At 65.9% G+C, this 26,345-nt stretch carries 25 protein-coding genes and 1 tRNA gene; 11 read left to right on the top strand and 15 right to left on the bottom strand.

The annotated features are described in order from the left end of the window. Positions 1-12: 12 nt before the first annotated feature. The 7 genes from IV112_RS09605 to acs form a co-directional block, all read right to left on the bottom strand. Entirely contained in the window at positions 13-1,464 is a 1,452-nt protein-coding gene (locus IV112_RS09605; protein ID WP_304003223.1) for a sigma-54-dependent transcriptional regulator, read from the bottom strand. Further along, positions 1,439-2,923, bottom strand: coding sequence for a sensor histidine kinase (locus IV112_RS09600; protein WP_304003222.1), 1,485 nt, complete (start codon positions 2,921-2,923; stop codon positions 1,439-1,441). The genes IV112_RS09605 and IV112_RS09600 overlap by 26 nt, the downstream gene beginning before the upstream one ends. A gap of 526 nt (positions 2,924-3,449) precedes the next feature. Then, positions 3,450-3,539 (bottom strand) — tRNA-Ser (locus IV112_RS09595). A 171-nt stretch (positions 3,540-3,710) separates the two neighbouring features. Further along, positions 3,711-5,780 carry a cation acetate symporter gene (locus IV112_RS09590; RefSeq protein ID WP_304003219.1) on the bottom strand — a complete coding sequence of 690 codons (2,070 nt, stop codon included), beginning with the start codon at positions 5,778-5,780 and terminating at the stop codon, positions 3,711-3,713. Between the two features lie 2 nt (positions 5,781-5,782). Next, on the bottom strand, positions 5,783-6,043 hold the full coding sequence (locus tag IV112_RS09585) for a DUF4212 domain-containing protein (protein WP_019917939.1): 261 nt from the start codon (positions 6,041-6,043) through the stop codon (positions 5,783-5,785). A gap of 172 nt (positions 6,044-6,215) precedes the next feature. After that, entirely contained in the window at positions 6,216-7,700 is a 1,485-nt protein-coding gene (locus IV112_RS09580) for a DUF294 nucleotidyltransferase-like domain-containing protein (protein ID WP_304003216.1), read from the bottom strand. A 57-nt stretch (positions 7,701-7,757) separates the two neighbouring features. Continuing rightward, entirely contained in the window at positions 7,758-9,728 is a 1,971-nt protein-coding gene (acs, locus tag IV112_RS09575) for an acetate--CoA ligase (RefSeq protein ID WP_024300394.1), read from the bottom strand. A gap of 218 nt (positions 9,729-9,946) precedes the next feature. On the opposite strand from acs, the gene IV112_RS09570 reads away from it, so the two are divergent. The 5 genes from IV112_RS09570 to IV112_RS09550 all read left to right on the top strand — a co-directional run bounded on the left by IV112_RS09570 (position 9,947) and on the right by IV112_RS09550 (position 15,044). Beyond that, the gene (locus IV112_RS09570) at positions 9,947-10,471 is read left to right on the top strand and encodes a TIGR00645 family protein (protein WP_024300393.1); all 525 of its coding nucleotides are present in this window, start codon (positions 9,947-9,949) and stop codon (positions 10,469-10,471) included. A gap of 51 nt (positions 10,472-10,522) precedes the next feature. Next, complete coding sequence (locus IV112_RS09565; RefSeq protein ID WP_304003212.1) at positions 10,523-12,058, top strand: fumarate hydratase; 1,536 nt, start codon at positions 10,523-10,525, stop codon at positions 12,056-12,058. Positions 12,059-12,247: 189 nt separating this feature from the next. Beyond that, the gene (locus IV112_RS09560; RefSeq protein ID WP_304003209.1) at positions 12,248-13,441 is read left to right on the top strand and encodes a cation:proton antiporter; all 1,194 of its coding nucleotides are present in this window, start codon (positions 12,248-12,250) and stop codon (positions 13,439-13,441) included. After that, positions 13,441-14,559: a YbdK family carboxylate-amine ligase gene (locus tag IV112_RS09555; RefSeq protein ID WP_019917933.1), complete on the top strand. Its 1,119-nt coding sequence runs from the start codon at positions 13,441-13,443 to the stop codon at positions 14,557-14,559. The genes IV112_RS09560 and IV112_RS09555 overlap by 1 nt, the downstream gene beginning before the upstream one ends. 5 nt (positions 14,560-14,564) lie before the next feature. Next, a complete protein-coding gene (locus tag IV112_RS09550) occupies positions 14,565-15,044 on the top strand; it encodes a DUF456 domain-containing protein (RefSeq protein ID WP_304003205.1) in 480 nt (159 codons plus the stop codon). Between the two features lie 8 nt (positions 15,045-15,052). On the opposite strand, the gene IV112_RS09545 is transcribed toward IV112_RS09550, so the two are convergent. The 7 genes from IV112_RS09545 to IV112_RS09515 form a co-directional block, all read right to left on the bottom strand. Further along, positions 15,053-15,784, bottom strand: coding sequence for a hypothetical protein (locus tag IV112_RS09545; protein ID WP_304003204.1), 732 nt, complete (start codon positions 15,782-15,784; stop codon positions 15,053-15,055). 4 nt (positions 15,785-15,788) lie between these two features. Continuing rightward, positions 15,789-16,175, bottom strand: a complete 387-nt coding sequence (locus IV112_RS09540) for a type II secretion system protein (protein ID WP_304003202.1) — start codon at positions 16,173-16,175, stop codon at positions 15,789-15,791. Then, on the bottom strand, positions 16,175-16,660 hold the full coding sequence (locus IV112_RS09535) for a type II secretion system protein (protein ID WP_304003200.1): 486 nt from the start codon (positions 16,658-16,660) through the stop codon (positions 16,175-16,177). The genes IV112_RS09540 and IV112_RS09535 overlap by 1 nt, the downstream gene beginning before the upstream one ends. Positions 16,661-16,707: 47 nt before the next feature. Next, positions 16,708-16,950, bottom strand: a complete 243-nt coding sequence (locus IV112_RS09530; protein ID WP_019917927.1) for a hypothetical protein — start codon at positions 16,948-16,950, stop codon at positions 16,708-16,710. Positions 16,951-17,065: 115 nt separating this feature from the next. Beyond that, positions 17,066-18,082: a UDP-glucose 4-epimerase GalE gene (galE, locus tag IV112_RS09525; protein WP_304003197.1), complete on the bottom strand. Its 1,017-nt coding sequence runs from the start codon at positions 18,080-18,082 to the stop codon at positions 17,066-17,068. An 87-nt stretch (positions 18,083-18,169) separates the two neighbouring features. Continuing rightward, complete coding sequence (locus IV112_RS09520) at positions 18,170-18,649, bottom strand: FKBP-type peptidyl-prolyl cis-trans isomerase (protein WP_019917925.1); 480 nt, start codon at positions 18,647-18,649, stop codon at positions 18,170-18,172. Then, entirely contained in the window at positions 18,615-19,130 is a 516-nt protein-coding gene (locus IV112_RS09515) for a peroxiredoxin (protein WP_019917924.1), read from the bottom strand. Before IV112_RS09515 ends, IV112_RS09520 begins: the two co-directional genes overlap by 35 nt. A 416-nt stretch (positions 19,131-19,546) precedes the next feature. Between IV112_RS09515 and IV112_RS09510 the strand changes: the two genes are divergently transcribed. From IV112_RS09510 to IV112_RS09485, 6 genes are all read left to right on the top strand, one after another. Then, positions 19,547-20,035: an FxDxF family PEP-CTERM protein gene (locus IV112_RS09510; protein WP_304003195.1), complete on the top strand. Its 489-nt coding sequence runs from the start codon at positions 19,547-19,549 to the stop codon at positions 20,033-20,035. Positions 20,036-20,379: 344 nt separating this feature from the next. Next, positions 20,380-20,988 (top strand): transcriptional repressor LexA, encoded by a 609-nt coding sequence (gene lexA, locus IV112_RS09505; protein WP_024300392.1) that lies wholly within the window; start codon positions 20,380-20,382, stop codon positions 20,986-20,988. A 4-nt stretch (positions 20,989-20,992) separates the two neighbouring features. Continuing rightward, positions 20,993-21,679: a translesion DNA synthesis-associated protein ImuA gene (gene imuA / locus IV112_RS09500; protein WP_304003194.1), complete on the top strand. Its 687-nt coding sequence runs from the start codon at positions 20,993-20,995 to the stop codon at positions 21,677-21,679. Positions 21,680-21,708: 29 nt separating this feature from the next. Further along, entirely contained in the window at positions 21,709-23,163 is a 1,455-nt protein-coding gene (locus IV112_RS09495) for a Y-family DNA polymerase (RefSeq protein WP_304003193.1), read from the top strand. Between the two features lie 44 nt (positions 23,164-23,207). Further along, on the top strand, positions 23,208-23,690 hold the full coding sequence (locus IV112_RS09490) for an MOSC domain-containing protein (protein WP_304003192.1): 483 nt from the start codon (positions 23,208-23,210) through the stop codon (positions 23,688-23,690). 58 nt (positions 23,691-23,748) lie between these two features. Beyond that, positions 23,749-24,411 (top strand): hypothetical protein, encoded by a 663-nt coding sequence (locus tag IV112_RS09485; protein WP_304003191.1) that lies wholly within the window; start codon positions 23,749-23,751, stop codon positions 24,409-24,411. A 14-nt stretch (positions 24,412-24,425) separates the two neighbouring features. On the opposite strand, the gene IV112_RS09480 is transcribed toward IV112_RS09485, so the two are convergent. Next, positions 24,426-26,216 (bottom strand): GspE/PulE family protein, encoded by a 1,791-nt coding sequence (locus tag IV112_RS09480; RefSeq protein ID WP_304003190.1) that lies wholly within the window; start codon positions 26,214-26,216, stop codon positions 24,426-24,428. Positions 26,217-26,345 lie beyond the last annotated feature (129 nt).

The raw sequence follows: 26,345 nt of genomic DNA, 5'->3' as shown, positions 1-26,345 counted from the left end.
TGCGGGCCGCGTTCAGTCCTCGACCGCGCCGCGCAGACCATGCTTCTCGATGCGGTAGCGCAAGGTCATTCGGCTCACGCCGAGCCGGCGCGCGGCCTCCGACACATTGCCGCGCACGCGGTCCAGCGTGCGTTCGATCAGCCAGCGCTCGGCCTCGTCCAGCGTCATCGACGCGAACGGCACCGCGGCGGCGTCGGCACTGGCGATGGTCGCCGACGGCAGGCCGAGGTCGGCGGCACCGATATCCCGCCCCTGGCACAGCAGCACGGCACGCTCGATCAGGTGCTTCAGTTCGCGCACATTGCCCGGCCAGTGATAGCGCTGCAGCGCCGACAGCGCGACCGGGTCGAAGCCGGGTTCGTCGAGCGCATAGCGGCGCGCCGTCTGCGCCGCGAAGTGGCGGGCCAGCAGGGTCACGTCGTTGCCGCGCTCGCGCAGCGGCGGCATGGTCAGCGTAACCACGTTGAGCCGATAGTAGAGGTCGGCGCGGAACTGCCCGGCGGCGATCATCGCCGGCAGGTCGCGATTGGTGCCGGCGACGAAGCGCGCGGCAATCGGCCGCTCACGCACCGAACCGACGCGCCGCACGACGCGTCGCTCGATCACGTTGAGCAGCTTGGCCTGCATGTCCAGCGGCAGTTCGCCGATTTCGTCGAGGAAGGCGGTGCCGCCCTCGGCCGCTTCGAGCAGACCGGCGCGCGCGCCCTGGGCACCGGTGTAGGCGCCCTTCTCGTGGCCGAACAGTTCGGCCTCGATCAGTTCGCGTGGCAGCGAAGCGCAGTCGATCTGCACGAAAGGACGGTCCTGCAGCGGCCCGGCGCGATGCAGCAGGCGCGCCGCGACGTCCTTGCCGGTACCGGTTTCGCCGACGATGAGCACGGTGGGCGGCGGCGCGAGGCTGCTGCCGGTCAGCCCCGCCAGCGCGACCACCTGTTCGCGCGCCGCCCGCATGGCCGGGCTGTCGCCGAGCAGCAGCGCGTTCTCGCTGACCTGGCTGTGATGGCTTTCGCGGCTGCGCGAGTAATCCACCTTCTGCCTGAGGCCGGCGGTGCGCAGCACGCGCTCGACCACCAGTTGCAGCTCTTCCAGATCGACCGGCTTCTTCAGGTAGTCGGCGGCCCCCAGCTTCATCGCCCGCACCGCGTCCTCGACCTCGCCGTAGGCGGTCAGCACGACCACCGGCGCGGCACGATTGTCGCCATTCAGTTCGGCCAGCAGGTCGAGGCCGTGGCCGTCAGGCAGACGCAGGTCGAGCAGTACCACGTCAGGCGCAAAGCCGCCCAGCGCCTCGCGCGCCTGCAGCAGCGTCGTCGCGTGCTGGCAGGCATAGCCGGCGCTGCCGAGCCGGCGCGTCACCGCGCGCGCGAACAGCGCCTCGTCCTCGACCAGCAGCAGGCGCGCCGCGGTGGATGGCGCCGACGGCAAGGTTTCGTCGACGTCAATCGTTCCAGGGTTCGACAACATGCGCTTCCTTCGATGGCAGCACCATGACTGCTTCGGTGCCGGGGTCGTGATGGATGAATTCGAGCCGGCCACCGTGCACGTCGCACACCTTTGCGGCGAACGGAATGCCCAGGCCGCTGCCCTGCAACTTGGTGGTGGCGACCGGCCGCAGCCCGCGCAGCGCCGGACTGCCGCTCATGCCGATGCCATGGTCGCGTACCGACAGCGACACCTGGCCGCCAACGCTGGCGTGCCGCAGTACGATCTCGCCACCCGGCGACGACGCCTCGGTGGCATTGATCAGCAGGCCGAGCAGCGCCTGCTCCATCAACTGGGCATCCAGCTCGACCATGCCGCCCTCGCCCCAACCGATGCGCCGCAGCCGGATGCCACGTGCCTCCATGCGATCGCGCGCCAGCTGGGCAACGGTGTCGAACAGCGCCGTCACCTGCAGCGGTACGCGCTGCGGCTGCAGCGGATGCAGGTAGGACAGCAGCGAATAGGTCCAGCCATCCAGGCGGTCGGCGGCGGCGATGATGCCGGCCAGCCCTTCCCTTACGTCGGCCGGCAACGCGGCGTCATCAATCACCTGCGCGGTGGCCCGTATGCTGGCCAGCGGATTGCGGATGTTGTGCGCCACCACCGGCACCAGCGCGCCCAGCGTGGCCTGTTTCTCGGCACACAGCAGCGCTTCGCGGCTGGCCGCCAGATCGGCCGCCATCGAATTGATCGCGTGCGACAGCCTGACCAGTTCGGCTGCACCGCGCTCCGGCACCCGATGCTGCAGTTGTCCGCGGCTGATGTTGCGGGTGGCGTCCATGATGGCGGCGAGCGGCTCGGCCACGGCGCTACGCAGATAGCGCCGGAACACGATGAAGATGACGGTGGCCAGCAACAGCGGCAAGGCGAGCAGCCAGGGCACCACCGCGTGCAGCACACCGAGCCGGCGATCGACCGCGCGACGCTGTTGCTGCAGCTGGCTTTCGAACTCGCCGAGCCGCAGCTCGAAATCATGGAATGCGCCGCGCTCCAGTTGCAGGTCGAGCCGGCTGCCCTCGGCACGCGCCGCGTCGGGCGATGCGCGCAACAGCACTTCGCCATAGCCGCGCACGCCCTCGTAGGCCAGACGCAGCGCATCGACGGCTGTCCGCTCCTCGGACTGTCGTACCTGTCGATAGACGAGGTCGAAGTGGCGGTCGATGTCGTCGGCGTAATGCGCGAACTCGAGCGCCGCGCCAACGTCGCCGAGAAAGGCGTGGTCGAACACCTCCTTGATCTGACGGTAGAGGCTGCCGCGCATCTCCAGTACCTCCGCGCTCATTCCGGCAAGCCGGTCGCGTTCGCCGGCGGCGTCCTGCCACAGCTGCAGCCCGCCCCACCCCATCGCGCCGGAAAACAGCAGCAGACCGAGATAGAACGCTGCGTAACGCAGCTGCAGTCTTTTCAGGGAATGCGCTTCACCGACGAAATGGCTGGCCAAGGCCCGGACACGCCTCATGGTTGGTCGGCGACGACAGTGCAAGAAACACGCCCGGAACCGGGCGGCACGCGGCGACCGACGACGATCGGCGCCGCCGTCACCCGAGGCGGCAGCGTGCGGACACCACATGACGATGGCGCAACCTCGCCGACACGGCCGACGGGCGCGGCGAAGCCGATGCCTCACGCGGAGAGACCACCCAAGGCGCACGCCCGGGTGGCTGACTGAAACCATGTCGTGTCATATCAACCACCATGAGAAACCGTCTGTCATGGTGGACCGGCACCTCCCGACGCGCCCGGGAAACACACCTGCATTAACGGTGAGCAACACCTTGGGCCGGTGACGTCGGCATGTGTGATGGCAGTGAAGGCGTCGGCGACGACCGGCGAACCGCGCGCGCGAATTCGCGCATGACCGGGCAAGGCGGCGCCTGCGCCCGACGCAGGTCTCCGGAATCGGAGGCCGTGAACGAAAAAAGCGCCTGGCAGAACAACCAGGCGCTTGATTCGAAAGGTTTTTTCAGTGGCGGAGAGGGCGGGATTCGAACCCGCGTTAGGTTTTCACCTAAACACGCTTTCCAGGCGTGCGACTTAAACCACTCATCCACCTCTCCGCGAAGACGCGAGACTATATCAGAAACCCTGCCGCTTGTTCGCGCCCGAGCGCACCTCGAATGCGGCGGGCCGGAAAGCAGAAGGCCCGCTTTTGGCGGGCCTCTTGCCTTACAGGTGCCGGCTTTCGCGCGGGTTGCGCGGCCGGTCTAGGGATAGGCGGGGTCGTGCCTTCAGTGATCTACGCCGCCGCCAGTCGGCGCGCTACGCGCCGAGGTGCCAAGATTCGGGTAACGGACATGTTCGACCAGGTCCTGCGTTTCGGCGTCGGGGGCCGGCGTCAGCAGGCTGACGACGATGAGCACGACAAAGCCGGTCGGAATGCCGAAGAAGCCGCATGAAATCGATTCGATGCCGAACCACGCGTTGCTGATGTCGCCGCCGAAGAAGGGATGCGTGATGGCCGCGTAGTAGAGGCACATGCCGAGCCCAGCCACCATGCCGGTGACCGCACCTGCCATGTTCGCCCGCTTCCAGAACACGCCGCACACCAGCGCCGGGAAGAAGGCCGACGCGGCAATCGAGAATGCCAGCCCGACCATGAAGAGGATGTTGTCCGGCTTCAGCGACGCGGTGTAGGCGGCGATCAGCGCCACCACCAGCAGCAGCGTCTTCGAAATGACCAGCCGGCGCTGGGTCGAGGCGTTGGGGTCGATCACCTTGTAATAGACGTCGTGCGACATCGCATTGGCGATCGTCAGCAGCAGACCGTCGGCCGTGGACAGCGCCGCCGCCAGGCCGCCGGCGGCGACCAGTCCGGAGATCACGTAGGGCAAGCCGGCGATCTCCGGTGTCGCCAGCACGATCACGTCGGTGTTCAGGGTCAGTTCGGCCAGTTGCAGGATGCCGTCGGCGTTGATGTCGTCGATCTTCACCAGCCCGACCTTGCCCCATGAGGCGACCCAGCCCGGCAGGGTGGAAATGGTCGAGCCGACCAGGTTGTTGTACACCTCCCACTTGGCGAACACCGCGTAGGCGGGTGCCGTGAAGTAGAGCAGGAAGATGAAGAACAGCGACCAGAAAACCGATTCGCGCGCCTCCTTGACGCTGGGCGTCGTGTAGTAGCGCATCAGGATGTGTGGCAACGAGGCGGTGCCTATCATCAGGCAGATCACCAGCGCGATGAAGTTCAGGCGCTTGCTGTCCGAGTCCGCCTGGTCCTTGCCGGCGTGCGCTTGGGTGTGCGCAAGCGGTGGCCTCGCCTTCGCCTCGGCCAGCTTGCGCGCCTCGCCCCACTTGCGTCGCGCTTCGGCCTCGGTCTTCGGAATGTTGCGCAGGGCCATTTCGGCGGCGGCGATCTGCTTGGCCGGCGCGTTGGCCGACTTCAGCTGGTCGAGCTTTGCCGTCAGCTGCGCGCGCTCGGCGTCGAGCGAGCCGGGCAGGCCCTGGATCTTCCTGTCGAAATCGTCGGCCCTGGCCTTGTACAGCGCATTGACCTCGACCTCCTTCGGCGCCGCGAACAGTTCGGTCTCCTTGGCCGTCAATTTCTGCAGCACCTGACCGTACATCGCCTGCGGCACCGGCACACCGGTCACCTTGGTCGACAGGATGACCACCGGAATCAGGTAGGCGACGATGAGGATGATGTACTGCGCGACCTGGGTCCACGTCACCGCGCGCATGCCGCCGAGGAAGGAACACACCAGGATGCCGGCCAGGCCGACGAATACGCCGACCTCGAATTCCAGGCCGACGAAGCGGCTGGTGATCAGTCCGACGCCGTAGATCTGCGCCACGACATAGGTGAAGGACGCGAGGATGGCGGCGACGACGCCGATCAGACGCGCCAGGTTGCCGCCGTAGCGGGCGCCGAGGAAATCGGGAATCGTGAATTCGCCGAACTTGCGCAGATAGGGGGCGAGGAAGAGCGCGACCAGACAGTAGCCGCCGGTCCAGCCCATCACGAAAGCCAGGCCTTGGTAGCCGCTGAAATACAGCGTGCCTGCCATGCCGATGAAGGACGCGGCGGACATCCAGTCGGCGCCGGTCGCCATGCCGTTGAACAGCGCCGGCACCCGCCGGCCGGCGACGTAGTACTCGGCCACGTCGGCGGTGCGGCTCATGACGCCGATGCCGGCGTACAGCGCGATGGTCGAGAACATGAAGATGTAGCCGATCCACTGCGACGACATGCCCAGCTGTTCGGCGACTGCCAGGAAGGCGACGAAGATGAAGAAGCCGCCGGCGTACCAGCTGTACATCTTCTTCAACTGCTGATTGAAGGTGGCCTGCGTGTGAGGCATGGTCAGCGGTCCTCGCTCACGCCGTACTCACGATCGAGCCGGTTCATCACCCGTGCGTAGTAGCCGATGATGATCACATAGACGATGAGCGCGCCCTGCGCCCCCATGTAGAAGGCGAGCGGCCAGCCGAGGAAGGTGATCTCGTTCAGCGAGCGCGCGAAATAGACGGGTACGAAGGTGACCAGGAACCAGATCGCCAGCAGAACCGCGGTGATGCGAAGATTCCGGCGCCAGTATTCGCGGTGCCGTTCTGACAACTGCATACAGGTCTCCTCCTGTGGCGTCATGTCGGCGAAGTCGTCGCGACGCCTTGTTGTCGTCATGCAAGCGCAGCGACGAATCGCGGCGACACAAACACCCATGACGTGACGCACATGATGCAGTCCAATCTTACTGCCCGCTTACATCGCCTCGATATGGCGGTGCAGCATGCATTCAGGGCAGCTGCCAGTCGATGCGAATGCGGTCGAGCAGGCGCTGCGCCTGGACCAGCGCCTGCTTCAGCACGGCCCGGTCGAGCGCGTTGAGCGCATGTGGATCGATGCGGTTTGCCGCCGGGTGCGCACCGGCTGACGCGCGCTCGCCCTGGTGCAGCAGCCGCAGTTGCTGGACGAAGAAAAAGGCGCGGATCATCGCCTCGACGTCGTCGCCGGCCAGCCCACCCTGCCGCGCAAGCGCCCTCAGCCGCGCGCTGGTAGAGCGCGCGGCGACGCCATCGCGCAGGGCCAGCAGCCGCGCGCAATCGGCGAAGACGCGCGCGCCGCCGGCCTTCAGATCCAGCGTGTGCGGTGCGTCGCGCACGTCGTCGACGCGGAGGCGTCCCCACAGGCCCAGCGGCACACGTGCACGCAAGGCGTTCTGTGCCATCAGACGCAGGAAGCGGGTGCCGGCAGCAGCCTGGGCCACCTGTTCCGTCAGCAGCGCGTCGGCCAGTGCGGCGTCACCGTGCAGCGCCCGCAGATCGAAGAAGATGTTGGCCGCCAGCAGCGCCTCGGGCTGCGGTTCGGCAATCCAGTCGACGAAGGCCTGGCGCCATTCGTCGAGCGACAGGCAGCAGCGCGGCTGACCGGCCATCACCCCGCCTTCGCACAGCGGAAAGCCGAGCTGCGCCAGCGCGCGGTTGATGTCGCCGGCGACACGCAGCAGAGCCGGTCGCACACTGTCCGCGGCAAGACCGGGCGGCGCATCGAACACCAGCCCATTGTCCTGATCGGTGCAGAAGGTCTGTTCCATCCGCCCTTCCGAGCCGAAGGCCAGCCAGCACCAGCGCACGCGGTCGAACACCGCACCGTCAGGGTGAGTGGCGCGCACGAGGTCGATGGCGCGTGCGGTCAGCGCGTCGTTCAGCGCGGACAGGTGCAGCGTCAGCGCCTCGGCCGAACTGCCGTCCTGCAACTGGGCAACACTGAAGCGGCGCACCGCACGCGCAGCGTCGGCCAGCGCAGACAGGTCGCCCGCCGCATGGATGCGACCGGCGAGCGAGCGGATGTCACTGCGCAGCCTCGCGTACAGATCGTTCTGCGCAATCACGCCGAGCAGCCGCTGGTCGTGATCGGTCACCGCGATGTGGCGTACGTCGTGGCGGGCCATCAGCCGCGCCGCGTCTTCGCCGCTGCAATCGGCGTCGAGCACGTGCAGCGGGCTGCTCATCACCCGCGCCACCGGGGTGTCGAGCGACAGGCCGGGCAGCAGCACGCGCCCCGGCAGGTCGGGCAGCGTCAGGATGCCGATCGCACGCCCCGCCTCAGTCACCAGCACCGAACCGACGCGCTCGTCGTTCATTCGAGTCAGCGCTTCGCGCAGCGATGCATCCGCAGGCACGCAAACAGCTGCGCGACGGATCAGGCGATGCAGGGGAAGGTGTAGATCCGGCCCGCCGTGCAGCGGACCGGAGGTCGGTGTGGTGTCAGCGGCACTCATCGACACCCCACCGGAACGGGCAGAGCCGCGGCGCGGGAGACGCGCCGCGGGCCCCGATCAGAGGGTTTGCGCCAGCTGATCGAGGATGGCCGGGTTTTCCAGCGTCGAGGTGTCCTGCGTGATCTGCTCGCCCTTGGCGATCGAGCGCAGCAGGCGGCGCATGATCTTCCCCGAGCGGGTCTTCGGCAGGTTGTCACCGAAACGCAGGTCCTTCGGCTTGGCGATCGGACCGATCTCCTTGCCCACCCAGTTGCGCAGCTCGTTGGCGATCTGCTTGGCTTCGTCGCCGGTCGGACGCGAACGCTTCAGCACGACGAAAGCGCAGATGGCTTCGCCGGTCAGATCGTCCGGACGACCCACGACGGCGGCTTCGGCCACCAGCGGATGCGCCACCAGCGCCGACTCGATCTCCATCGTGCCCATGCGGTGGCCCGACACGTTCAGCACGTCGTCGATACGGCCGGTGATGGTGAAGTAGCCGGTCTTCGCGTCGCGGATCGCGCCGTCGCCCGCCAGGTAGTAACGACCCTGGAAGTCGGCCGGGTAGTAGCTCTTCACGAAGCGGTCCGGATCACCGTAGATGGTGCGGATCATCGACGGCCACGGCTTCTTGACGACCAGGATGCCGCCCTGGCCCCAGGGCACGTCATTGCCGGTTTCGTCGACGATGGCAGCCTGGATGCCCGGGAAGGGCAGCGTGCACGAACCCGGCACCATCGGCGTGGCACCCGGCAGCGGCGTGATCATGTGGCCGCCGGTCTCGGTCTGCCAGAAGGTATCGACGATGGGGCAGCGGCTGCCGCCGACGTTCTGGTAGTACCACTCCCAGGCCGCCGGGTTGATCGGCTCGCCGACCGAGCCGAGGATGCGCAGCGACGACAGGTCGTAGCTCTTCGGGTGCACGGCGTCGTTCGCATCGGCCGCCTTGATCAGCGAGCGGATGGCGGTCGGCGCGGTGTAGAACACGGTCACCTTGTGGTCCTGGATCATCTTCCAGAAGCGGCCGGCGTCCGGGTAGGTCGGCACGCCTTCGAACACGATTTCGGTCGAACCGCAGGCCAGCGGGCCGTAGGTGATGTAGGTGTGGCCGGTGACCCAGCCGATGTCGGCGGTACACCAGAAGACATCGGAAGGCTTGATGTCGAAGGTCCACTTCATCGTCAGGATGGCGTGCAGCAGATAGCCGCCGGACGAATGCTGGACACCCTTCGGCTTGCCGGTCGAACCCGAGGTGTAGAGCAGGAACAGCGGGTGTTCCGCCTCGACCCATTCCGGTTCGCAGGTGTCGGCCTGGCCTTCGAGTGCCTCGTGCAGCCACACGTCGCGGCCGGCAACCATGTTGCAGGCGCCGCCGGTGCGCTTGTAGACGATGACCGTCTTGCACGACTCGCAGCCGCCCATGCCGAAGGCTTCATCGACGATGGGCTTGAGCGGGATGTTCTTGCCGCCGCGGCACTGTTCGTCGGCGGTGATCAGCATGACCGCGCCGGCGTCGCTGATACGGTCGCGCAGCGACTGTGCGGAGAAGCCGCCGAACACCACCGAGTGGGTGGCGCCGATGCGGGCGCAGGCCTGCATCGCGACGATGCCTTCGATCGACATCGGCAGGTAGATGACGACGCGGTCACCCTTCTTGACGCCCTTCGAACGCAGCGCGTTGGCCAGGCGGCTGACGCGGACCAGCAGGTCGCTGTAGCTGACGCGGGTGACGGTGCCGTCGTCCGCTTCGAAGATGATCGCGGTCTTGTCACCCAGACCCGCTTCGATGTTGCGGTCCAGGCAGTTGTAGGACACGTTCAGCTTGCCGTCTTCGAACCACTTGAAGAACGGGCGATTGTCTTCATTCAGGGTACGCGTGAACGGCGTCTGCCAAGTCACATGCTCGCGAGCCAGACGAGCCCAGTACCCTTCATAGTCGCGTTCCGCCTCGGCGCACAGAGCCTTGTAGGCATCCATGCCGGACACGGCGGCATTGCTCACCATGTCTTGCGAGGGCTGGTACACGCGAACTTCCGTAGCTTCAGACATACAACCTCCTCCGTCATCTCAAATCTGCAAGCAGGCGGATGGAAACCGCCGTGCAACGTACGGCCTTGTGGGCCGCCGACAGGCGCAGAACTTCGCGCTCGTTTTTCTTCCATCGATTACAGCCTTTGCGGCTTACAGACCGCTTACGCTCGCGGACCGAAGCTGCAAGAACCGGATGGTAATATCGGCGCCGTCTTTTGTCTTATATTCGACTGCGCATGACTAATCTTGGACGCGTTCTAAAAAGCCTCATCTTTGCCAGTCGCTGGCTGCAAGCCCCGCTCTACTTTGGACTGATCGTCGCCCAGGCGGTGTACGTTTACCTGTTCATGGTCGAGCTGTCGCACCTGATCCACAAGATCGGCAACCTGACCGAAACCGACATCATGCTCATCGTGCTGGGCCTGATCGACGTGGTGATGATTGCCAACCTGCTCATCATGGTCATCGTCGGTGGCTACGAAACCTTCGTGTCGCGACTGAACCTGGAAGACCATCCGGATCAGCCGGAATGGCTGTCGCACGTCAACGCCGGCGTGCTTAAGGTGAAGCTGGCCACCGCCCTGATCGGCATTTCGGCCATCCACCTGCTGAAGACCTTCATCAACGCCGGCCAGCTCGACGACCGCGTCGTGCTGTGGCAGGTGGTGATCCACATGGTGTTCGTCGTGTCGGCCATGGCCATGGCCTACACCGACAAGCTGATGACGCAGACGCTGGTGCTCAACAAGGCGCACCACTGAGCGCAGCCCGGGCCGCCACGAGCGGCCTCTTCAATACCCGAGGACCTTTCCATGAGCCAACCCATCCGCCAGGACGACTTCATCCAGTCCATCGCCGACGCCTTCCAGTTCATTTCCTGTTATCACCCGCTCGACTTCATCCAGGCGCTGGGAGCGGCCTACGAGCGGGAACAGTCGCTGGCGGCGCGCGACGCGATCGCGCAGATCCTGACCAATTCGCGCATGTGTGCGGAAGGCAAGCGCCCGATCTGCCAGGACACGGGGATCGCCGTGGTCTTCCTGAAGGTGGGCATGAACGCGCGCTGGGACGCATCGATGAGCGTGACCGACATGGTCAACGAAGGCGTTCGCCGCGCCTATCTGCACCCGGACAACACGCTGCGCGCCTCGGTGCTGCTCGACCCGGCGGGCGCCCGCAAGAATTCGAAGGACAACACGCCGGCGGTCATCCACTACGAAATCGTGCCCGGTGACCACGTCGAGGTGATCTGCGCGGCCAAGGGCGGTGGCTCGGAAAACAAGTCGAAGATGGTCATGCTGAACCCGTCCGATTCCATCGTGGACTGGGTGCTCAAGACGGTGCCGACCATGGGCGCCGGCTGGTGCCCGCCGGGCATGCTGGGCATCGGCATCGGCGGCACGCCGGAAAAGGCCATGCTGCTGGCCAAGGAATCGCTGATGGAGCCGGTGAACATCCAGATCGTCGCCGACAAGGCGGCGCGTGGCGAAAAGCTCACGCGCATCGAGGAACTGCGGCTGGAGCTGATGGAAAAGGTGAACGCGCTGGGCATCGGCGCCCAGGGCCTGGGCGGCCTGTCCACCGTGCTCGACGTGAAGATTCTCGACTACCCGACGCACGCCGCCTCGCTGCCGGTGGCGATGATTCCGAACTGCGCGGCGACCCGCCACGTGCACTTCCACCTCGATGGCTCCGGTCCGGCGAAGCTCGAACCGCCGCGCCTCGAAGACTGGCCGGCGGTGACCTGGCAGGCCGACACCAAGACCTCGAAGCGGGTGGACCTCAATACGCTCACGCCGGAAGAAGTCGCCTCCTGGAAGCCGGGCCAGACCCTGCTGCTGAACGGCAGGATGCTGACCGGCCGCGACGCCGCGCACAAGCGCATCGCCGACATGCTGGCCAGAGGCGAAAAGCTGCCGGTCGATTTCACCAACCGCGTCATCTACTACGTCGGTCCGGTCGATCCGGTGCGCGACGAGGTGGTCGGCCCGGCCGGCCCGACCACGGCTACCCGCATGGACAAGTTCACCGAAATGATGCTGGCGCAGACCGGCCTCATTTCGATGGTGGGCAAGTCGGAACGCGGCCCGGCGGCGATCGAGGCCATCCGCAAGCACAAGAGCGCCTACCTGATGGCGGTCGGCGGTGCCGCCTACCTGGTGTCGAAAGCGATCAAGGCAGCGAAGGTGGTCGGCTTCGAGGACCTTGGCATGGAAGCGATCTACGAGTTCGACGTGGTCGACATGCCGGTCACCGTCGCCGTCGACGCCGGCGGCACCTCGGTGCACGAAACCGGTCCGAAGGAATGGCAGACGAAGATCGGGAAGATTCCTGTCGCCACCGCGTGATAGTCTCCAGCGCTACCTGAGGCCGGCACCGCCGGCCCGATAAGCAGACCGGCGCCAGCCGGTCCGCACAGCAACAACAGAGGCCGCCTGGAAGCGGTCCGTATTCCCCGCAGAAAAATCCGCCGTCGTGCCGCACAGGCACGGCTTCTGTCTTCCCGCGCGCAGTGCGTGCAGAACGGAGGCGACGCGATGATCTTCGAAGCAGGTCGCATATTCACGCTGGTCGGCTGGCCGGCCGTTCTACTGCTCGCCTGGCTGGCCGGCGAGATTGCCCACCGCGGGCTGGCGATACCGCGCGTCTGCGCCTATTCGCTCGCCGGCATCGTCTACAGCGCCTGGGGCGGCGCGCCGCACGATGCCGAAACCCGGGCCGCCATGTCCTTCCTGGCCAATTTCTCGCTCGCCCTGTTCCTGTTCGAGCTGGGTCACCGCATCAATCTGCGCTGGCTGGTGACCAATTACTGGCTCACGCTGACGGGGATTGCCGAATCGCTGCTCACCTTCGTCGTGGTGCGCGCCATCGCCCTTGCGATGGGCCAGTCGCCTGAGATTGCGATGGTGCTCGGGGCGCTGTCGGTGGCTACCTCGCCGGCCGCACTGGTACGCGTGGTCAACGACCTGCGCGGCTCGGGCCAGGTGACCGAACGCGCGCTGCATCTGTGCGCCATCAACTGCCTGATTTCGGTGCTGCTGATGAAGGGCGCGATCGGCTACTGGCAGTTGCTGGCGTCCGGCAGTGTGGTCAGCGCGGTGTGGAACAGTGCTGCCATTCTCGCCGTATCGGTCGGCTGCGGCATCCTGGTCGGCGTGCCGCTGCCCTGGCTGCTGCGCCGGCTGCGCGCCGACGAACGTGGCGTCACCATTGTGTTCGCGCTGGCGGTGATGCTGGTCACCCTGCTCACCCAGGGCGTCAACGTGTCGCCCTTGCTGGCCGCGCTGACGCTGGGGGTGCTGATGCGCCGCAAGCGGCTGGTGCTGACGCCGGCGCAGCGCAACTTCGGCGTGCTGGGCGAACTGTTGACGCTTTTCCTGTTCGTCTTCGTTGCAGGCATGGCGACCTGGCCGACCACCGCCGCCGGACTGGCACTGGCCGTGCTGCTGTCGCTCGGCCGCATCGCGGCGAAGATGAGCGCGACCGCTGCCTTTGCCCATGTAAGCGGAACCAGCACACGCAAGGGTGCGTTGACCGGGCTGGCGCTGGCACCGCTGTCCACCTTTGCGCTGCTGCTGCTCGAATACAGCCGCACCGCCGGCTTCGGACTCGCCGACAGCGCGCTGTCGGCCATCGCTGGCATGGTGATCGTGATGGAGTTCGTCGGGCCGGTGTTCGCCCAGTGGGCGCTGGTGCTGGCCGGAGAAGCACAGAGGACGGAGGACGCCTGATGCCGCTCGAAACCTTTCACGCCTCGTCGGCGCTCAGCATGGGCGTCGAACTCGAACTGCAGCTGGTCGGCGAACACGACCGCGACCTCGCGTCGGCCGCGGCCGACCTGCTGGAACTGGCGCAGCGCCAGACCTTTCCCGGCGACATCAAGCCGGAAATGACCGACAGCATGATAGAGGTGGCCACCGGCATCCACGACAGCCACGCCACGCTGCTCGCACAATTGCGCCTGATGCGCGATGCGCTGGTGAAGGATGCGACGCGGCTCAATGTATCGCTGTGCGGCGGTGGCACCCACCCTTTTCAGCAATGGTCGGAACGGCGCATCTTCTCGGCACCTCGCTTCCAGCAACTGTCCGGTCTCTACGGTTATCTGGCCAAGCAGTTCACGGTGTTCGGTCAGCACGTGCACATCGGCATGCCCGATCCGGACAGCGCGCTGCGCGTGCTGCACGCGCTCGGGCGCTATGTGCCGCACTTCATCGCCCTGTCCGCCTCCTCGCCGTTCTCGCAGGGCAGCGACACGCTGTTCGATTCGGCGCGGCTGAATTCCGTATTTGCCTTTCCGCTCAGCGGCCGCGCGCCCTTCGTGCTCGAATGGTCGCGCTTCGAGCGCGACTACTTCGCGCGGATGGAGGACACCGGCATCGTGCGCAGCATGAAGGATTTCTACTGGGACATCCGGCCCAAGCCCGAGTACGGCACGATAGAGTTGCGTGTCTGCGACACGCCGCTGGGCGTCGATCGGGCAGCGCAGATCGCGGTTTACCTGCAGGCGCTGTGCCGACTCATCCTGTCCGGCGAGGACCCTGAACCGGTGGAGGACGACTACCTCGTGTACACCTACAACCGCTTCCAGGCCTGCCGCTTCGGTCTCGACGGACTGATCGTGCATCCGCGCAGCCACGCCGCGCTGCCGCTGCGCGACGACATCGCCGCCACGCTCGAACGGCTGGCGCCGCACGCCGACGCACTGCGTTCGTCGGACGCACTGGACGCGCTGCACCGCATGGTCCGCGGCGGCGGCAACGACGCCACGCGACTGCGCGCGGTGCACGCCCGCACGCGCAACCTGCTGGCGGTGGTCGACGACGCGGTCGCCGCCTTCGCCCAATGAGCGGCATGGACATCCTGCTGTGGTCGATCGCGGCACTGCTGGTGCTGATCGGACTTGCCGGCGTCGTATTGCCGGCCCTGCCCGGCATTCCGCTGATGTTCGGCGGCTTCCTGATGATGGCCTGGCTGGACGACTTCACCCACATCGGCACGATCACGCTCACCGTGCTGGGCGGGCTGACAGTACTCGCCTGGCTGATCGATTTCGCGTCGGGCGTGATCGGCGCACAGCGGGTGGGTGCCAGCACGCTGGCGCTGGTCGGCGCTGCGATCGGTACCGTGCTCGGGCTGTTCGCCGGCCTGATCGGCCTGCTGTTCGCGCCGCTGGCGGGCGCGGCGATCGGCGAATACATTGCGCGACGCGACGCGCTGCAGGCCGCGCGCGTTGGCGTGGCCACCTGGCTGGGCATGCTGATCGCCGCGGTCGCCAAGGTGGCCATCGCCTTCATGATGCTGGGCATCGCGCTGGCCGCCTGGCTGATCTGACGACCGCTTCAGCGCTTGCCGGTGTATTGCTCCTGCAGCGATCCTGCTGAACCGTCGGGTTGCGAAGCACCGCTGCCATCGCCGCCCTCTCCGACCACTACCGGAGTGCTGCCCGCCGCAGATCCGGGGGCGGACGGCGACGAACCCGGCGTGTCCTGCTGCGCAGGCGTGTCGGCCACCGGCACGAACAGCCAGTCGGCATGACGCAGATCGCCCGCCGGACGGGCAGCTGTGCGCGCCGTCGGACTGACCGGTCCGGGCACGGCCTGCGGTTGACCCGGGACGGTCGCGGACGGCTGCGTCAGTGGCGTCTTGAGGCTGGTCGCCACCTTGTCGCCGGTCGCATCGACCCAGCGCGGCAGCACGTGGATGCGCGCCACCTTTTCCGATCGGCTGTGTATCGCGCGGATCTGCCCCTGCGACATGACCAGCCCCCAGTCACGGTTGTGGGTCATCGGATCGACATAGATCTTGCGCAGATGGCGCATCGGCACCTGATGCCGCTTGTCTTCAAGCAGATCCTCCAGCCGTGCCGGATAGGCTTTCGGCTCCGCCGGCGAGGCGTCGTAGTAGCGCTGCAGCGCACGCGAGAACTCGCCGCCGATGAACAGCAGTTCGCGTTCGCGCTCGGTCTGCGACAGCGTGGTCCACATCAGCGCGCTGCCGGCAGCAGCAATGCCCAGCGCAGCGACTGCGAACAGCAGCAGCAGATAGGAAAAGCCGCGCTGATCCGCCCGCATCGCGTCAGAGGTCGGAATAGGCGACGCCGTCGCGTGACGTGCCTTCGGCACCGCTCTTCAGGTCGGCCACGCCACTCTCGGTCGCCGAATCGCGCGGCGGCACGACGATCCAGGTTTCGCTGCTGTCGGTGACCGGGTCGAAGGGCAGCTTGCGCAGATACTGCTTGTCGACGAGGTCCTGCAGGCTTTGCGGCCAGGCACCGCGGTCACCGCGGAACTTGTCGATCGCATCGCGGGTGACCGCCAGCGTCTGCTTCAGCGTCGCCTCCTTCGAGCGATCGAGATGTTCGAAGTAGCGCGGTGCGGCAATGGTCAGCAGCACCGCGATGATGGCCATGACCACCAGCAATTCAATCAGCGTGAAACCGCGCTTGCGGGCGAAAGTGAACATCACCAGTTCCGGTACGGAATGCCGTTCAGGCCGGTGCGGCCGGACAGCGAATAGACATCGAACACATCGGCGCCGGGCACGGGTTCGTCCGGCGGGCTGGCGTAGCTGCGCAGGCCCCAGGTCTGCTCGGGCGGCGTCGATGTATCCGTATGGAAGGGGTCGCGCGGCACGCGGCGCAGGAAGTAGATCTTCACGTCGTTCGGCTGCTTGACGTCGCGCACGCCATTGACCAGCACGTCGAGGCTGGGCGGATAGCCGCTGGCACCGACCTTCTTCTCGATGCGCCCTTCGTCCCAGGCCTTCTTGTAATCGTCGAGCGCGGTACGTATCTGCCGCAGCGAGGTACGCAGTTCGGCCTCGTTCGCACGCACGCGCGCCAGTTCCATCATGGGCATGGCCATGGTCGCGAGCACGCCGACGATGGCGATCACCACCATCAGCTCGATCAGCGTGAAACCGCGGGAAATACGTGTATGACGCAGCATGCGCCGCAGGTTAACACAGCACCATCACGGCACCGTGACAGCAGACCCTAGCTCAGATGACTGCGCCAGGGCTGAGGGCCGTCGTGTTCGCGCAACCATACGTAGCGTTGCGAACGCCACTCGCGCAGCGCGTTGAGCGCGGTGTCGAAGTCGGCATAGGGCAACTGATACAGCAGCTGCAGGTCGAATGGCGCATCGTGCTCGAGCGCGTCGAGCAACTGCCGGAAGATGGATGCGCTGTTTCCGCTGTCCGCGGCGTGCGCCTTTTCGAACACGACTTGCAGGTGCATGAGCAATCCTCCCGGGCTGGTTCCGACCGACGGCGAGCTACTGATTTAGCACGAAGCGGCGGTCGTCATCTATCGCGGCGCGCCGAGATTTTCTGCCCTCCGCGCGCGACGCGCGTCAGGCATAGCCCTGCGGGTTGCTGCGCTGCCAGTTCCACGCATCGGCGCACATCTGCGCGAGGTCGCGCTGCGCAACCCAGCCCAGGAGCCGGTTTGCGTGCGCCGGGTCGGCGTAGCACTGGGCGATGTCCCCCGGCCGTCGATCGACGATGCGGTAGGGCACCGCGCGTCCGCTCGCCTGCTCGAAGGCGCGCACGACTTCAAGCACGCTGTAGCCACGACCGGTACCCAGATTCACCGTCAGCAGACCGGTGTGTTCCGCAAGGTAGTCGATGGCGCGCACGTGGCCTTGAGCGAGGTCAAGCACGTGGATGTAGTCGCGCACGCCGGTGCCGTCCGGCGTCGGCCAGTCACCGCCGAACACGCGCAACTCGGCCAGCTTGCCCACCGCCACCTGGCTGACAAAAGGCATCAGATTGTTCGGCAGGCCGTTCGGGTCTTCGCCGATCAGGCCGGACTCATGCGCGCCGACCGGATTGAAGTAGCGCAGCAGTGCGATGCGCCAGGACGGATCGGCCACAACGAGGTCTTGCAGCAGGTACTCGACCATCCATTTCGAACGGCCGTAAGGATTGGTCGGCCCGGTCGGGAAATCCTCGCGGATGGGCACCGACGCCGGATCACCGTAAACCGTGGCCGACGACGAGAAGGCCAGCGTCTTCACGCCGGCTTCGGCCATCACCTCGCACAGCGCCACCGTGCCGCTGACGTTGTTGTCGTAGTACTCGAGCGGCTTCGCGACCGACTCGCCGACCGCCTTCAGGCCGGCGAAGTGGATCACTGCGTCGATGTCGTGCGCCGCAAATACCGCGCGCATCGCGGCGCGATCGCGGACATCGGCCTGCACGAAGGCCCGCAGCGCCTGCCCGGCGATGCGTTCGACGCGCGTCAGGGATTCGCGCTTGCTGTTGCACAGGTTATCTACAACCACCACCTGGTGGCCCGCAGCCATCAGTTCGATGCAGGTGTGCGAGCCGATATAGCCCGCGCCACCGGTGACCAGCACACGCGACATGGATGCTCCCTGACAGGATTTCGACGCAGCGCCCGACAGTGGGCGGAGAACGCCGGGGCCCTCGTCGGCGCCCGGCGGGGGACGATCTCAGTGGTGGTGGCCGTGGTCGCCGTGCACGTGGCCGTGCGACAGCTCTTCCGCCGACGCCTGGCGCACTGCTGACACCGAGCACGAGAACACCAGTGCGGTGCCGGCCAGCGGGTGATTGCCGTCGATCACGACGCGGTCGTCGGCAATGTCGGTCACGGTGTACAGGCCTTCTTCCTCGCCATCTTCGCTGACGCGCTCGAACTGCATGCCGACTTCGATGTTGTCCGGGAAGTTCGCACGCGATTCGATCTCGACCAGTTCTTCGTCGTACTCGCCGAAGGCATCTTCCGGCTGCAGCTTCACGACCACTTCGTCGCCGACGGTCTTGCCTTCAAGTGCTTCCTCGATCGGCTGGAAAATACCGCCGTAACCGCCGTGCAGATAGGCCAGCGGGGCTTCGCCCGGATCGACCATATTGCCGTCCGGATCCGTCACGCTGTACTTAAGGGTGACGACCGAGTTCTTGCTGATGAGCATTCCTGATTCCTTTCATGTGCAGTGCGCGCACGCGTTCGAGGACTTCCCCGGCGTGCCCGCGCGGATTCACGCCATATTGCGCGTAACGTATGACACCCTTCCGATCGATGATGAATGTCGAGCGGGTCATGCAGAACCGCAGCTTTCCGTCGACCTCGCGCTCACGCCAGACGCCGTAGCGCCGGCTGACCTCGCCGTCGATGTCCGACAGCAGCCTGACCGTCAGGCCGTGCTTGTCGCGAAAATCTGCGTGTGTGAAACATTCGTCGCGGCTGACACCGAGCACGGTGCAGTCACAACGCCGGAAATCGTCGTCCAGATCGCTGAACTCGATGGCCTGGGCCGTACAGCCCGGGGTGTCGTCCTTGGCGTAGAAGTAGAGCACCATCAGGTGCTGCCCCAGCTGGTCGCCCAGATTGAACAACTCCAGATCGGCATCCGGCAGTTCGAACAGCGGAGCGGGTTGTCCTGCATTCAACATGCGCACCTCCCATCCACACGACGCGACCACGAAACATCGCACGCTCTGGAGTCCGGCGGATTCTATCAGGCGAGCCTTCCGCGCCGTTGTAAAAAAAGCCGTCGCCGCATTGCACAAATGTGGTCCTGACGCACCAAAGAGCATCACACCCCGACTGAGTCGAACGTCCGTCAACAATCAACTTTATTAAATATATTCAAATAGTTGAAAATTTGTCTTCAGAAAGAGCAATGACAAACAGAAAGTGGCCTGAGTCTTGCATACCTGTTTCACCAGGAACGCTGAGCTGCTTGCAGTGTGCGGAATGACCTCCTTACTTGTCGTTGCAAATGAGGGCGTCATCGCGGATTGTGGGGGGCTGATGTTCTTGCAAGAATCTGGGTTCCACTTTGTCACTTTTTGTGAAAGGACAGGATATGAAGAAAACCTTGCTGGCAGTCGCAGTCAGTGCCTTTTGCGCGGTAAGCGGAGCTCAAGCCGCGACCGACTGGGGAGTTCACGACACCGACGAAATCGCTTTCTCGGGGCTGCTCTCCGGCTCCATCTCTGAAATTTTCACCTTCTCGCTGCTCTCAACCACAAGCCTGTCGACGTCTCTTGACGTGTCGAGCAATGATGCGTTCAAAATCGACGATGGGATGGTGTGGCTCTACAAGGAAAATGGCGCAACCGATACCTTCTTGTCGGCCTATGCCGGTACCGGTGGCCTTTTCTCGGCCTTCAATCTGGAAGCCGGTGATTACTACTACAAGGTGACCGGCCTGGTTACAGGTCCTCGTGGTGGTTCCTTCACTCTGAGCTCGACGACCGCTCCGATTGCCGTGGTGCCGGAAGCAGACACCTACGCGATGATGCTGGCTGGCCTGGGCATGATCGGCCTGATGGCAAAGCGTCGCATGGGCTGAGCTTCACCTGCCTGAAAACAAAAAAGCACCTTCGGGTGCTTTTTTGTTGCCTGATCGAAGCATCCGGACCTGCTGCGCCGCAACACTGTCAAGAATATCGACAGCTGGAACCTAGTACTTCGGTATTAGATGCCCCGCCCGAACATCCTGCCATCCGGGCGCCTCGGCAAAAACCCTTTTCTTTTCATCGCACTGCACAAACCACCTTGACCTGCCTGGACGGGCAGGGTGCAGGCGAACACATCCCGCTCTGTAACAATTGTCGACAATCGACACTCGGCCTGCTTGCGCCACCATGAATAACTGTATAAAAATACAGTTCTCGTACAGCAAGCGCCCACCCCATGTCGAACGACAGCCTGACGTCCCGCCAGCAAGAAATCCTGCAACTGATCCGTGACGCAGTCAGCGAACGCGGCAGCCCGCCCACACGCGCCGAAATCGCGCAGGCTTTCGGCTTCCGTTCGCCGAACGCCGCCGAAAGCCATCTGCGCGCACTGGCACGCAAGGGCGTCATCAGTCTCGACGAAGGTCGCGCACGCGGCATCCGGCTGTCCGAGCCCGCAGGCATTCCACTGATAGGCCGGGTCGCGGCCGGCAATCCCATTCTTGCCGACGCCCACGTGCAGGGACGCTATCAGGTTGACCCGTCGATGTTCTCGCCACGTGCCGACTATCTGTTGCGTGTGCGGGGCTTGAGCATGCGCGACGCCGGCATCCTCGACGGCGACCTGATCGCCGTTCATGCCACCTCCGAAGCACACAACGGCCAGATCATCGTCGCCCGGCTGCACGACGAAGTGACCGTGAAGCGTCTGCGTCGCAGTGGTGCACAGGTCGAGCTGCTGCCGGAAAATCCCGAATTCAGTCCCATCGTCGTCGACACCCGGCGCGACCCGCTGGTGATCGAGGGCGTCATGGTGGGGCTGATCCGCAACGGCAGCGCGGTCTGACGTGATGAGCGCCTCCAGCCTGCATACCCTGTTGCACCGTCCGGATGTCTGGCGTGCCAACGACACGGCGGCGGACGCGTGCCCCACCGTGTCCACCGGTCATCCGGCGCTCGACGCCGAACTGCCCGGCGGAGGCTGGCCGATCGGCGACATGAGCGAAGTGCTGACCGACTGCTGCGGGCACGGTGAAGTCTCCCTGCTGCTGCCCATGCTGGCCCAAGCCAGTCAGGCCGATGGCTGGGTGGCCTGGGTAGCGCCGCCTTGGTATCCGAATGTTTCGGCGCTCGCCGCCGCGGGTCTGTGCACGCCTCGCATGCTGGTGATCCAGGCGGGGAGTGCCGGCGAGCGTGTCTGGGCGCTGCGTCACGCACTCAACTCGGGGGCGTGCAGTGCAGTCACCGGCTGGCTCGACCGGGTAGACACAGCCCTGCTGCGCCGGCTGCAGCTGGCGGTGCGTGAGGCCGCGCTGCCGCTGGTGCTGTTCCGCCCCGCCTCCGACGCGCATATGGCCTCGCCAGCCGCCTTGCGCCTGCAAGTATCCATCGCTGCGGAAGGCGAGGTGCGCATCGACATCCTGAAGCGACGCGGTCGCCCAGCCAACCGGCCGGTTCATCTCGGAACACGTCCGGGCATCCCGGTGCGGCGTGCAGACATCCTGCGCCGGCGCCCTGCCCTGGCGCTGGTCGGCTGACAGGCCTGCGACATGGATCTGCGTACGACATGCTCTGGCTGGCACTGGTCTTTCCCGAGTGGCCGCTGCAGGCGCGCTTCCGCGCTCAGGCTCACACACAGCCGCTGGCGGTGGCGGCGAAGCAGCGTGTGGTCGCGCTGGATGCGACAGCGCTGGCTCAGGGCGTGCGCCCCGGCCAGCGGGTGGCCGACGCACTGGCACTAGCGCCCGACCTGCTGATCAGCCCGCGCGACAGCCGGGTGGAAGATGCGGCACTGAAGGACGCCGCCGGCTGCGCACTGCATTTCACCCCTCATGTCGCCCTCGCAACCGACGGACTGCTGCTGGAAATCGCCGGCAGCATCCGTCTGTTCGGCGGCCTCGACGGTCTGCTGCGCGCCTTGCGCAGCGCGCTGGCCGCCGCCGGTTTTCATGCCCTCAGCGCCTGCGCCCCGACACCGCGCGCCGCGCGCTGGCTCGCCCTCGGCACACCTGGTCGTACGATACGCGGGCCTGGAGCCTTGTCGGCAGCGCTGGCCGCATTGCCGCTCGACGTGACCGAAGCAGGTGAGGCACGACTGGCCACCTTGCGCGAAGCCGGTCTGCGCAGCGTGGGAGACGCGATGAAGCTGCCGCGCGACGCACTGGCGCTGCGCGATGCACAGGCCCTGCGTCGCCTGATCGATCAGGCGCTCGGTCAGACAGCCGATCCGCGCACGTTCTTCTCGCCGCCTCCGGAAATCGACAGCCGGATCGAATTGCCGGTACCGCGTCACGATGCCGATGTACTGCTGTTCGCCGCCAGCCGGCTGTTCAACAGTGCGTGCTCCCAGCTGGCTGCGGCACACGCTGGCATCGCCGAGTGCCTGCTCGAACTGCAGCACGAGCACGAAGCCCCCACCCGGCTGGAACTGCGCACCGGTACCCCCACCCACGACGCCCGCCTGCTTGCATCGCTGACGCGCGAGCATCTGGCGCGCATCGCCCTGCCCGAAGCGGTCACCGCGCTGAGACTGCGGGCACCCGACTGGATCGAACAGCCCGGCCGCAGCCGCGACCTGTTCGGCACCCAGGCACCCTCGCCGCAGGACCGTCAGGAAGCCCGCGACGTACTGGTCGAACGGCTGCGTGCTCGCCTCGGTCCCGATGCGGTCTACAGTCTGTCGGCCAGCGGCGACCACCGTCCGGAACGGGCGCAGCATCGGGATGAACCGGGTCGTGCGCAGCCGGCTGCCGGCAAGCCTCAGCGTCCCCTGTGGCTACTGCCGGAACCCGAACTGCTGGCCGAACGCGACGGTCAGCCCTGGCGCAATGGGCCGCTGCATTGCCTCGGCCGCGCCGAGCGAATCGAGGCCGGCTGGTGGGACGACGCTGGCGGTAACGACCATCCGGCCGAAGCGCTGCGCGATTACTACATCGCCGTCGGACCACGCCAGGAACGGTTGTGGATCTATCGCGAACACACGGCGCCGCATCGCTGGTATCTGCAGGGGCTGTTCGCCTGAAGTAGCATCCGTCCCGACACATTGCGTACGATGAAACGACGATCATGGACACCCTGCAGACACTCACTTCCACCTTCGCACACGCCGGACAGGTCACCTGGATAGGCGTACGCCCGGCGCGGATGCAGCCGCTGCGCGTCGTCGACACAGTGCAGGCCATCGAATCGCTCGGGCTCGAAGGTGACCGCTACGCCAGCCCGGACGGCAAGCGGCAGGTCACGCTGATCCAGGCCGAACACCTGCAGACGGTGGCCGACCTGCTCGGTCTGGGCGAGGTCGACCCCGGCCTGGTACGGCGCAATATCGTGGTCAGCGGTCTGAATCTGCTGGCACTCAAGGGCAAGCGCTTCCGCGTCGGCGATGCCCTGCTGGAATACACCGGCCCCTGCGACCCGTGCTCGCGCATGGAAACCAATCTGGGCAAGGGGGGCTACAACGTAATGCGCGGTCATGGCGGCATCACTGCACGCGTGCTGCGCAGCGGCCTGATCCGTCAGGGCGATTCGGTGACGCCCGAGAACGAATGAACGGGTCTGGTCTCCTGCCCGCGCAATAATCGCTGCATCAGAAGAAGGAGAAAACGACATGGATCGAAGACGCGTACTGACCACCCTGCTGGCCGGCGGTGCCGCTGCCCCGCTGGCCTTCGACGCACTGGTGCGCGAAGCCCTCGCCCGTGACAGCCGTACCGGCTTGCGCGGCTTCCGGGGCGACGTCAGTGTCAATGGCGCGCCAGCGAACTTCCACATGGAAATCCGTCCGGGCGACACGATACGTACCGGCCCGGGCGCCGAGGCGATCTATGTGCTCGGTCGCGACGCCTTCCTGCAGCGTGGCGAATCGCATGTCGCCTTCGGCAGCGGCGCTGCCGCCGACCTGATGCGGGTGATCACCGGCAAGCTGTTGTCCGTGTTCGACCGCGGCCAGAAGCGCATCGCCACACCGGCCGCGACGATAGGCATACGCGGCACCGGTTGCTACATCGAAGCGGCCGAGGAACGGACCTATTTCTGTCTGTGCTACGGCGAGGCGGAACTGGCGCGCAACAGCGATCCGTCCCAGCGCGAAACCGTGCGCACGCGACACCACGACAAGCCGATGTGGCTCAGCGACAAACCCGGCGTCGACATGATGTCGGCCGCCGGTGTCATCAATCACACCGACGCCGAACTGACGCTGCTCGAAGGTCTGGTTGGCCGCAAGCCGCCCTTCGCCGGCATCGGCTGGCCGCCGTCCACCGGCTATTGATCCACTCTGCCGGCTCAGGCCGGCGGCGCCACCTTCATCACCTCTTCCATCGTGGTGACGCCCTGCGCGATCTTCAGTGCACCGGACACGCGCAGCGGGTACATGCCTTCGCGATAGGCCTGATCGCGCAGCGCGCCGATGTCCGCACCGGTCGACACCAGCGACTTGATTTCCGGTGACATCAGCAGGATTTCGTAGATGCCGATACGCCCCGAATAGCCGGTCATGCGGCAGTCCAGACAGCCGACGGCCTGCGTGAAGCGTTCCGGCCGGGTGGCCTTCCACGGTGCCACCAGATCCTTCCACGCCTGCGGATCGGTGTCCTGCGGGGACGCGGGCTTGCGGCAATGCGGACACAGCGTGCGCACCAGCCGCTGTGCCATCACGCCGAGCACGGTCGCGTTCAGCAGATAGCTGGGCACACCCAGATCGAGCAGACGGGTGATGGCTGATGGCGCATCGTTCGTGTGCAGCGTGGACAGCACGAGGTGGCCGGTCAGCGCCGCCTGGATCGCCATTTCGGCGGTTTCGAGATCGCGTATCTCGCCCACCATGATGATGTCCGGGTCCTGCCGCATCAGCGAGCGGATGCCGGCCGAGAAGGTGACGCCGATGTCGGCCGACACCTGCACCTGGTTGAAGGCAGGCTCGATCATTTCGATCGGGTCTTCCAGCGTGCAGACGTTCACCTCGGGCGTGGCGAGGTTCTTCAGCGTCGAATAAAGCGTGGTGGTCTTGCCGGAGCCGGTCGGGCCGGTCACCAGCACGATGCCGTTCGGCTGCGTGGTCATCTGCTTCCAGCGCCGCGCGTCCTCGTCGGAAAAACCGAGGTCGCGGAAGTCGCGCACCAGCACTTCGGGGTCGAACACCCGCATCACCAGCTTTTCGCCGAAGGCGGTGGGCAGCGTGGACAGCCGCAGTTCGATCTCCTGGCCGTCCGGCGCGCGCGTCTTGATCCGCCCATCCTGCGGACGGCGCTTCTCCACCACGTCCATACGGCCCAGTATCTTGATGCGCGAGGTCATCGCGCCCAGCACCGGCATCGGGATCTGGTAGACCTGATGCAGCACGCCATCGATACGGAAGCGCACGACGCCGAAATCGCGCCGCGGCTCGATGTGGATGTCGCTGGCGCGCTGCTCGAAAGCGTACTGCCACAGCCAGTCGACGATGGTGACGATGTGCTGGTCGTTGGCATCGAGCGGCCGGTTGCTGCGCCCCAGTTCGACCAGCTGCTCGAAGTTGGAGGCGCCCGCACCGCTGACGTCGCCCCGCTTGGCCGCGCCCTTGACCGACTTGGCCAGGCTGTAGAACTCGACCACATAGCGGGCGATGTCGTCCGGATTGGCGATGACGCGACGGATGGGCCGGCGCAGTATCGGCGCCAGTTCCTTCTCCCACTCGGTCATGAAGGGCTCGGCGGTGGCGATCACCACCTCGCGCGTCGACGCCTGCACCGGCAGGATGCGGAAGCGGTTCGCGTAGGCGCTCGACACCACTTCGGTCACTGCCGCGAAATCGACCTTCAGCGGATCGATGTGGTAGTAGTCGTGACCGCTCCAGCCGGCCATCCACTCGGTCAGCGCATCGAGATTGAGCACCCGGTGCGGTGGATGCAGCGATTTCCACTTCTGGCCGGCCAGCACCACCAGCGGATGGTCACCGCCCCGCCAGTAGCGACGGTCGTGCAGGAATACGCGGGCCACCGACTCGCCAAGCAGGCCGTCGGCCACCATGCCCTCCACCAGTTCCTGCAGCGTGACCTTGTGTTCCCGCGTGTCCTTGCCGGACGAGGCCTGTTTCATAATGTCTCCGTGGATCGGGTCCGCATGCTCTGCGCCCGGCACGCGCCGGGGGCGGACACCCCATCCTGTGCTCCCGACTATAGCCGAGCGGGCGCTGACCGACGGCGGGCTGGCTGCTACGGATCGTGC

The sequence above is a fragment of the Methyloversatilis discipulorum genome (assembly GCF_018780585.1).
Classification (GTDB): Bacteria; Pseudomonadota; Gammaproteobacteria; order Burkholderiales; family Rhodocyclaceae; genus Methyloversatilis; species Methyloversatilis discipulorum_B.
This window is presented reverse-complemented; position numbering and strand designations above follow the sequence as displayed.

What these genes read in the sequence shown, in the direction of transcription:
- IV112_RS09490 (WP_304003192.1), top strand. Translation starts at nt 23,208, where the DNA reads ATGGACACCCTGCAGACACTCACTTCCACCTTCGCACACGCCGGACAG.
- IV112_RS09530 (WP_019917927.1), bottom strand. Translation starts at nt 16,950, where the DNA reads ATGCACCTGCAAGTCGTGTTCGAAAAGGCGCACGCCGCGGACAGCGGA.
- IV112_RS09590 (WP_304003219.1), bottom strand. Translation starts at nt 5,780, where the DNA reads ATGCCTCACACGCAGGCCACCTTCAATCAGCAGTTGAAGAAGATGTAC.
- IV112_RS09510 (WP_304003195.1), top strand. Translation starts at nt 19,547, where the DNA reads ATGAAGAAAACCTTGCTGGCAGTCGCAGTCAGTGCCTTTTGCGCGGTA.
- IV112_RS09495 (WP_304003193.1), top strand. Translation starts at nt 21,709, where the DNA reads ATGCTCTGGCTGGCACTGGTCTTTCCCGAGTGGCCGCTGCAGGCGCGC.
- IV112_RS09485 (WP_304003191.1), top strand. Translation starts at nt 23,749, where the DNA reads ATGGATCGAAGACGCGTACTGACCACCCTGCTGGCCGGCGGTGCCGCT.
- galE (WP_304003197.1), bottom strand. Translation starts at nt 18,082, where the DNA reads ATGTCGCGTGTGCTGGTCACCGGTGGCGCGGGCTATATCGGCTCGCAC.
- IV112_RS09550 (WP_304003205.1), top strand. Translation starts at nt 14,565, where the DNA reads ATGGACATCCTGCTGTGGTCGATCGCGGCACTGCTGGTGCTGATCGGA.
- imuA (WP_304003194.1), top strand. Translation starts at nt 20,993, where the DNA reads ATGAGCGCCTCCAGCCTGCATACCCTGTTGCACCGTCCGGATGTCTGG.
- acs (WP_024300394.1), bottom strand. Translation starts at nt 9,728, where the DNA reads ATGTCTGAAGCTACGGAAGTTCGCGTGTACCAGCCCTCGCAAGACATG.
- IV112_RS09480 (WP_304003190.1), bottom strand. Translation starts at nt 26,216, where the DNA reads ATGAAACAGGCCTCGTCCGGCAAGGACACGCGGGAACACAAGGTCACG.
- IV112_RS09540 (WP_304003202.1), bottom strand. Translation starts at nt 16,175, where the DNA reads ATGTTCACTTTCGCCCGCAAGCGCGGTTTCACGCTGATTGAATTGCTG.
- IV112_RS09545 (WP_304003204.1), bottom strand. Translation starts at nt 15,784, where the DNA reads ATGCGGGCGGATCAGCGCGGCTTTTCCTATCTGCTGCTGCTGTTCGCA.
- IV112_RS09585 (WP_019917939.1), bottom strand. Translation starts at nt 6,043, where the DNA reads ATGCAGTTGTCAGAACGGCACCGCGAATACTGGCGCCGGAATCTTCGC.
- IV112_RS09520 (WP_019917925.1), bottom strand. Translation starts at nt 18,649, where the DNA reads ATGCTCATCAGCAAGAACTCGGTCGTCACCCTTAAGTACAGCGTGACG.
- IV112_RS09560 (WP_304003209.1), top strand. Translation starts at nt 12,248, where the DNA reads ATGATCTTCGAAGCAGGTCGCATATTCACGCTGGTCGGCTGGCCGGCC.
- IV112_RS09570 (WP_024300393.1), top strand. Translation starts at nt 9,947, where the DNA reads ATGACTAATCTTGGACGCGTTCTAAAAAGCCTCATCTTTGCCAGTCGC.
- IV112_RS09555 (WP_019917933.1), top strand. Translation starts at nt 13,441, where the DNA reads ATGCCGCTCGAAACCTTTCACGCCTCGTCGGCGCTCAGCATGGGCGTC.
- IV112_RS09605 (WP_304003223.1), bottom strand. Translation starts at nt 1,464, where the DNA reads ATGTTGTCGAACCCTGGAACGATTGACGTCGACGAAACCTTGCCGTCG.
- IV112_RS09580 (WP_304003216.1), bottom strand. Translation starts at nt 7,700, where the DNA reads ATGAGTGCCGCTGACACCACACCGACCTCCGGTCCGCTGCACGGCGGG.
- lexA (WP_024300392.1), top strand. Translation starts at nt 20,380, where the DNA reads ATGTCGAACGACAGCCTGACGTCCCGCCAGCAAGAAATCCTGCAACTG.
- IV112_RS09535 (WP_304003200.1), bottom strand. Translation starts at nt 16,660, where the DNA reads ATGCTGCGTCATACACGTATTTCCCGCGGTTTCACGCTGATCGAGCTG.
- IV112_RS09565 (WP_304003212.1), top strand. Translation starts at nt 10,523, where the DNA reads ATGAGCCAACCCATCCGCCAGGACGACTTCATCCAGTCCATCGCCGAC.
- IV112_RS09515 (WP_019917924.1), bottom strand. Translation starts at nt 19,130, where the DNA reads ATGTTGAATGCAGGACAACCCGCTCCGCTGTTCGAACTGCCGGATGCC.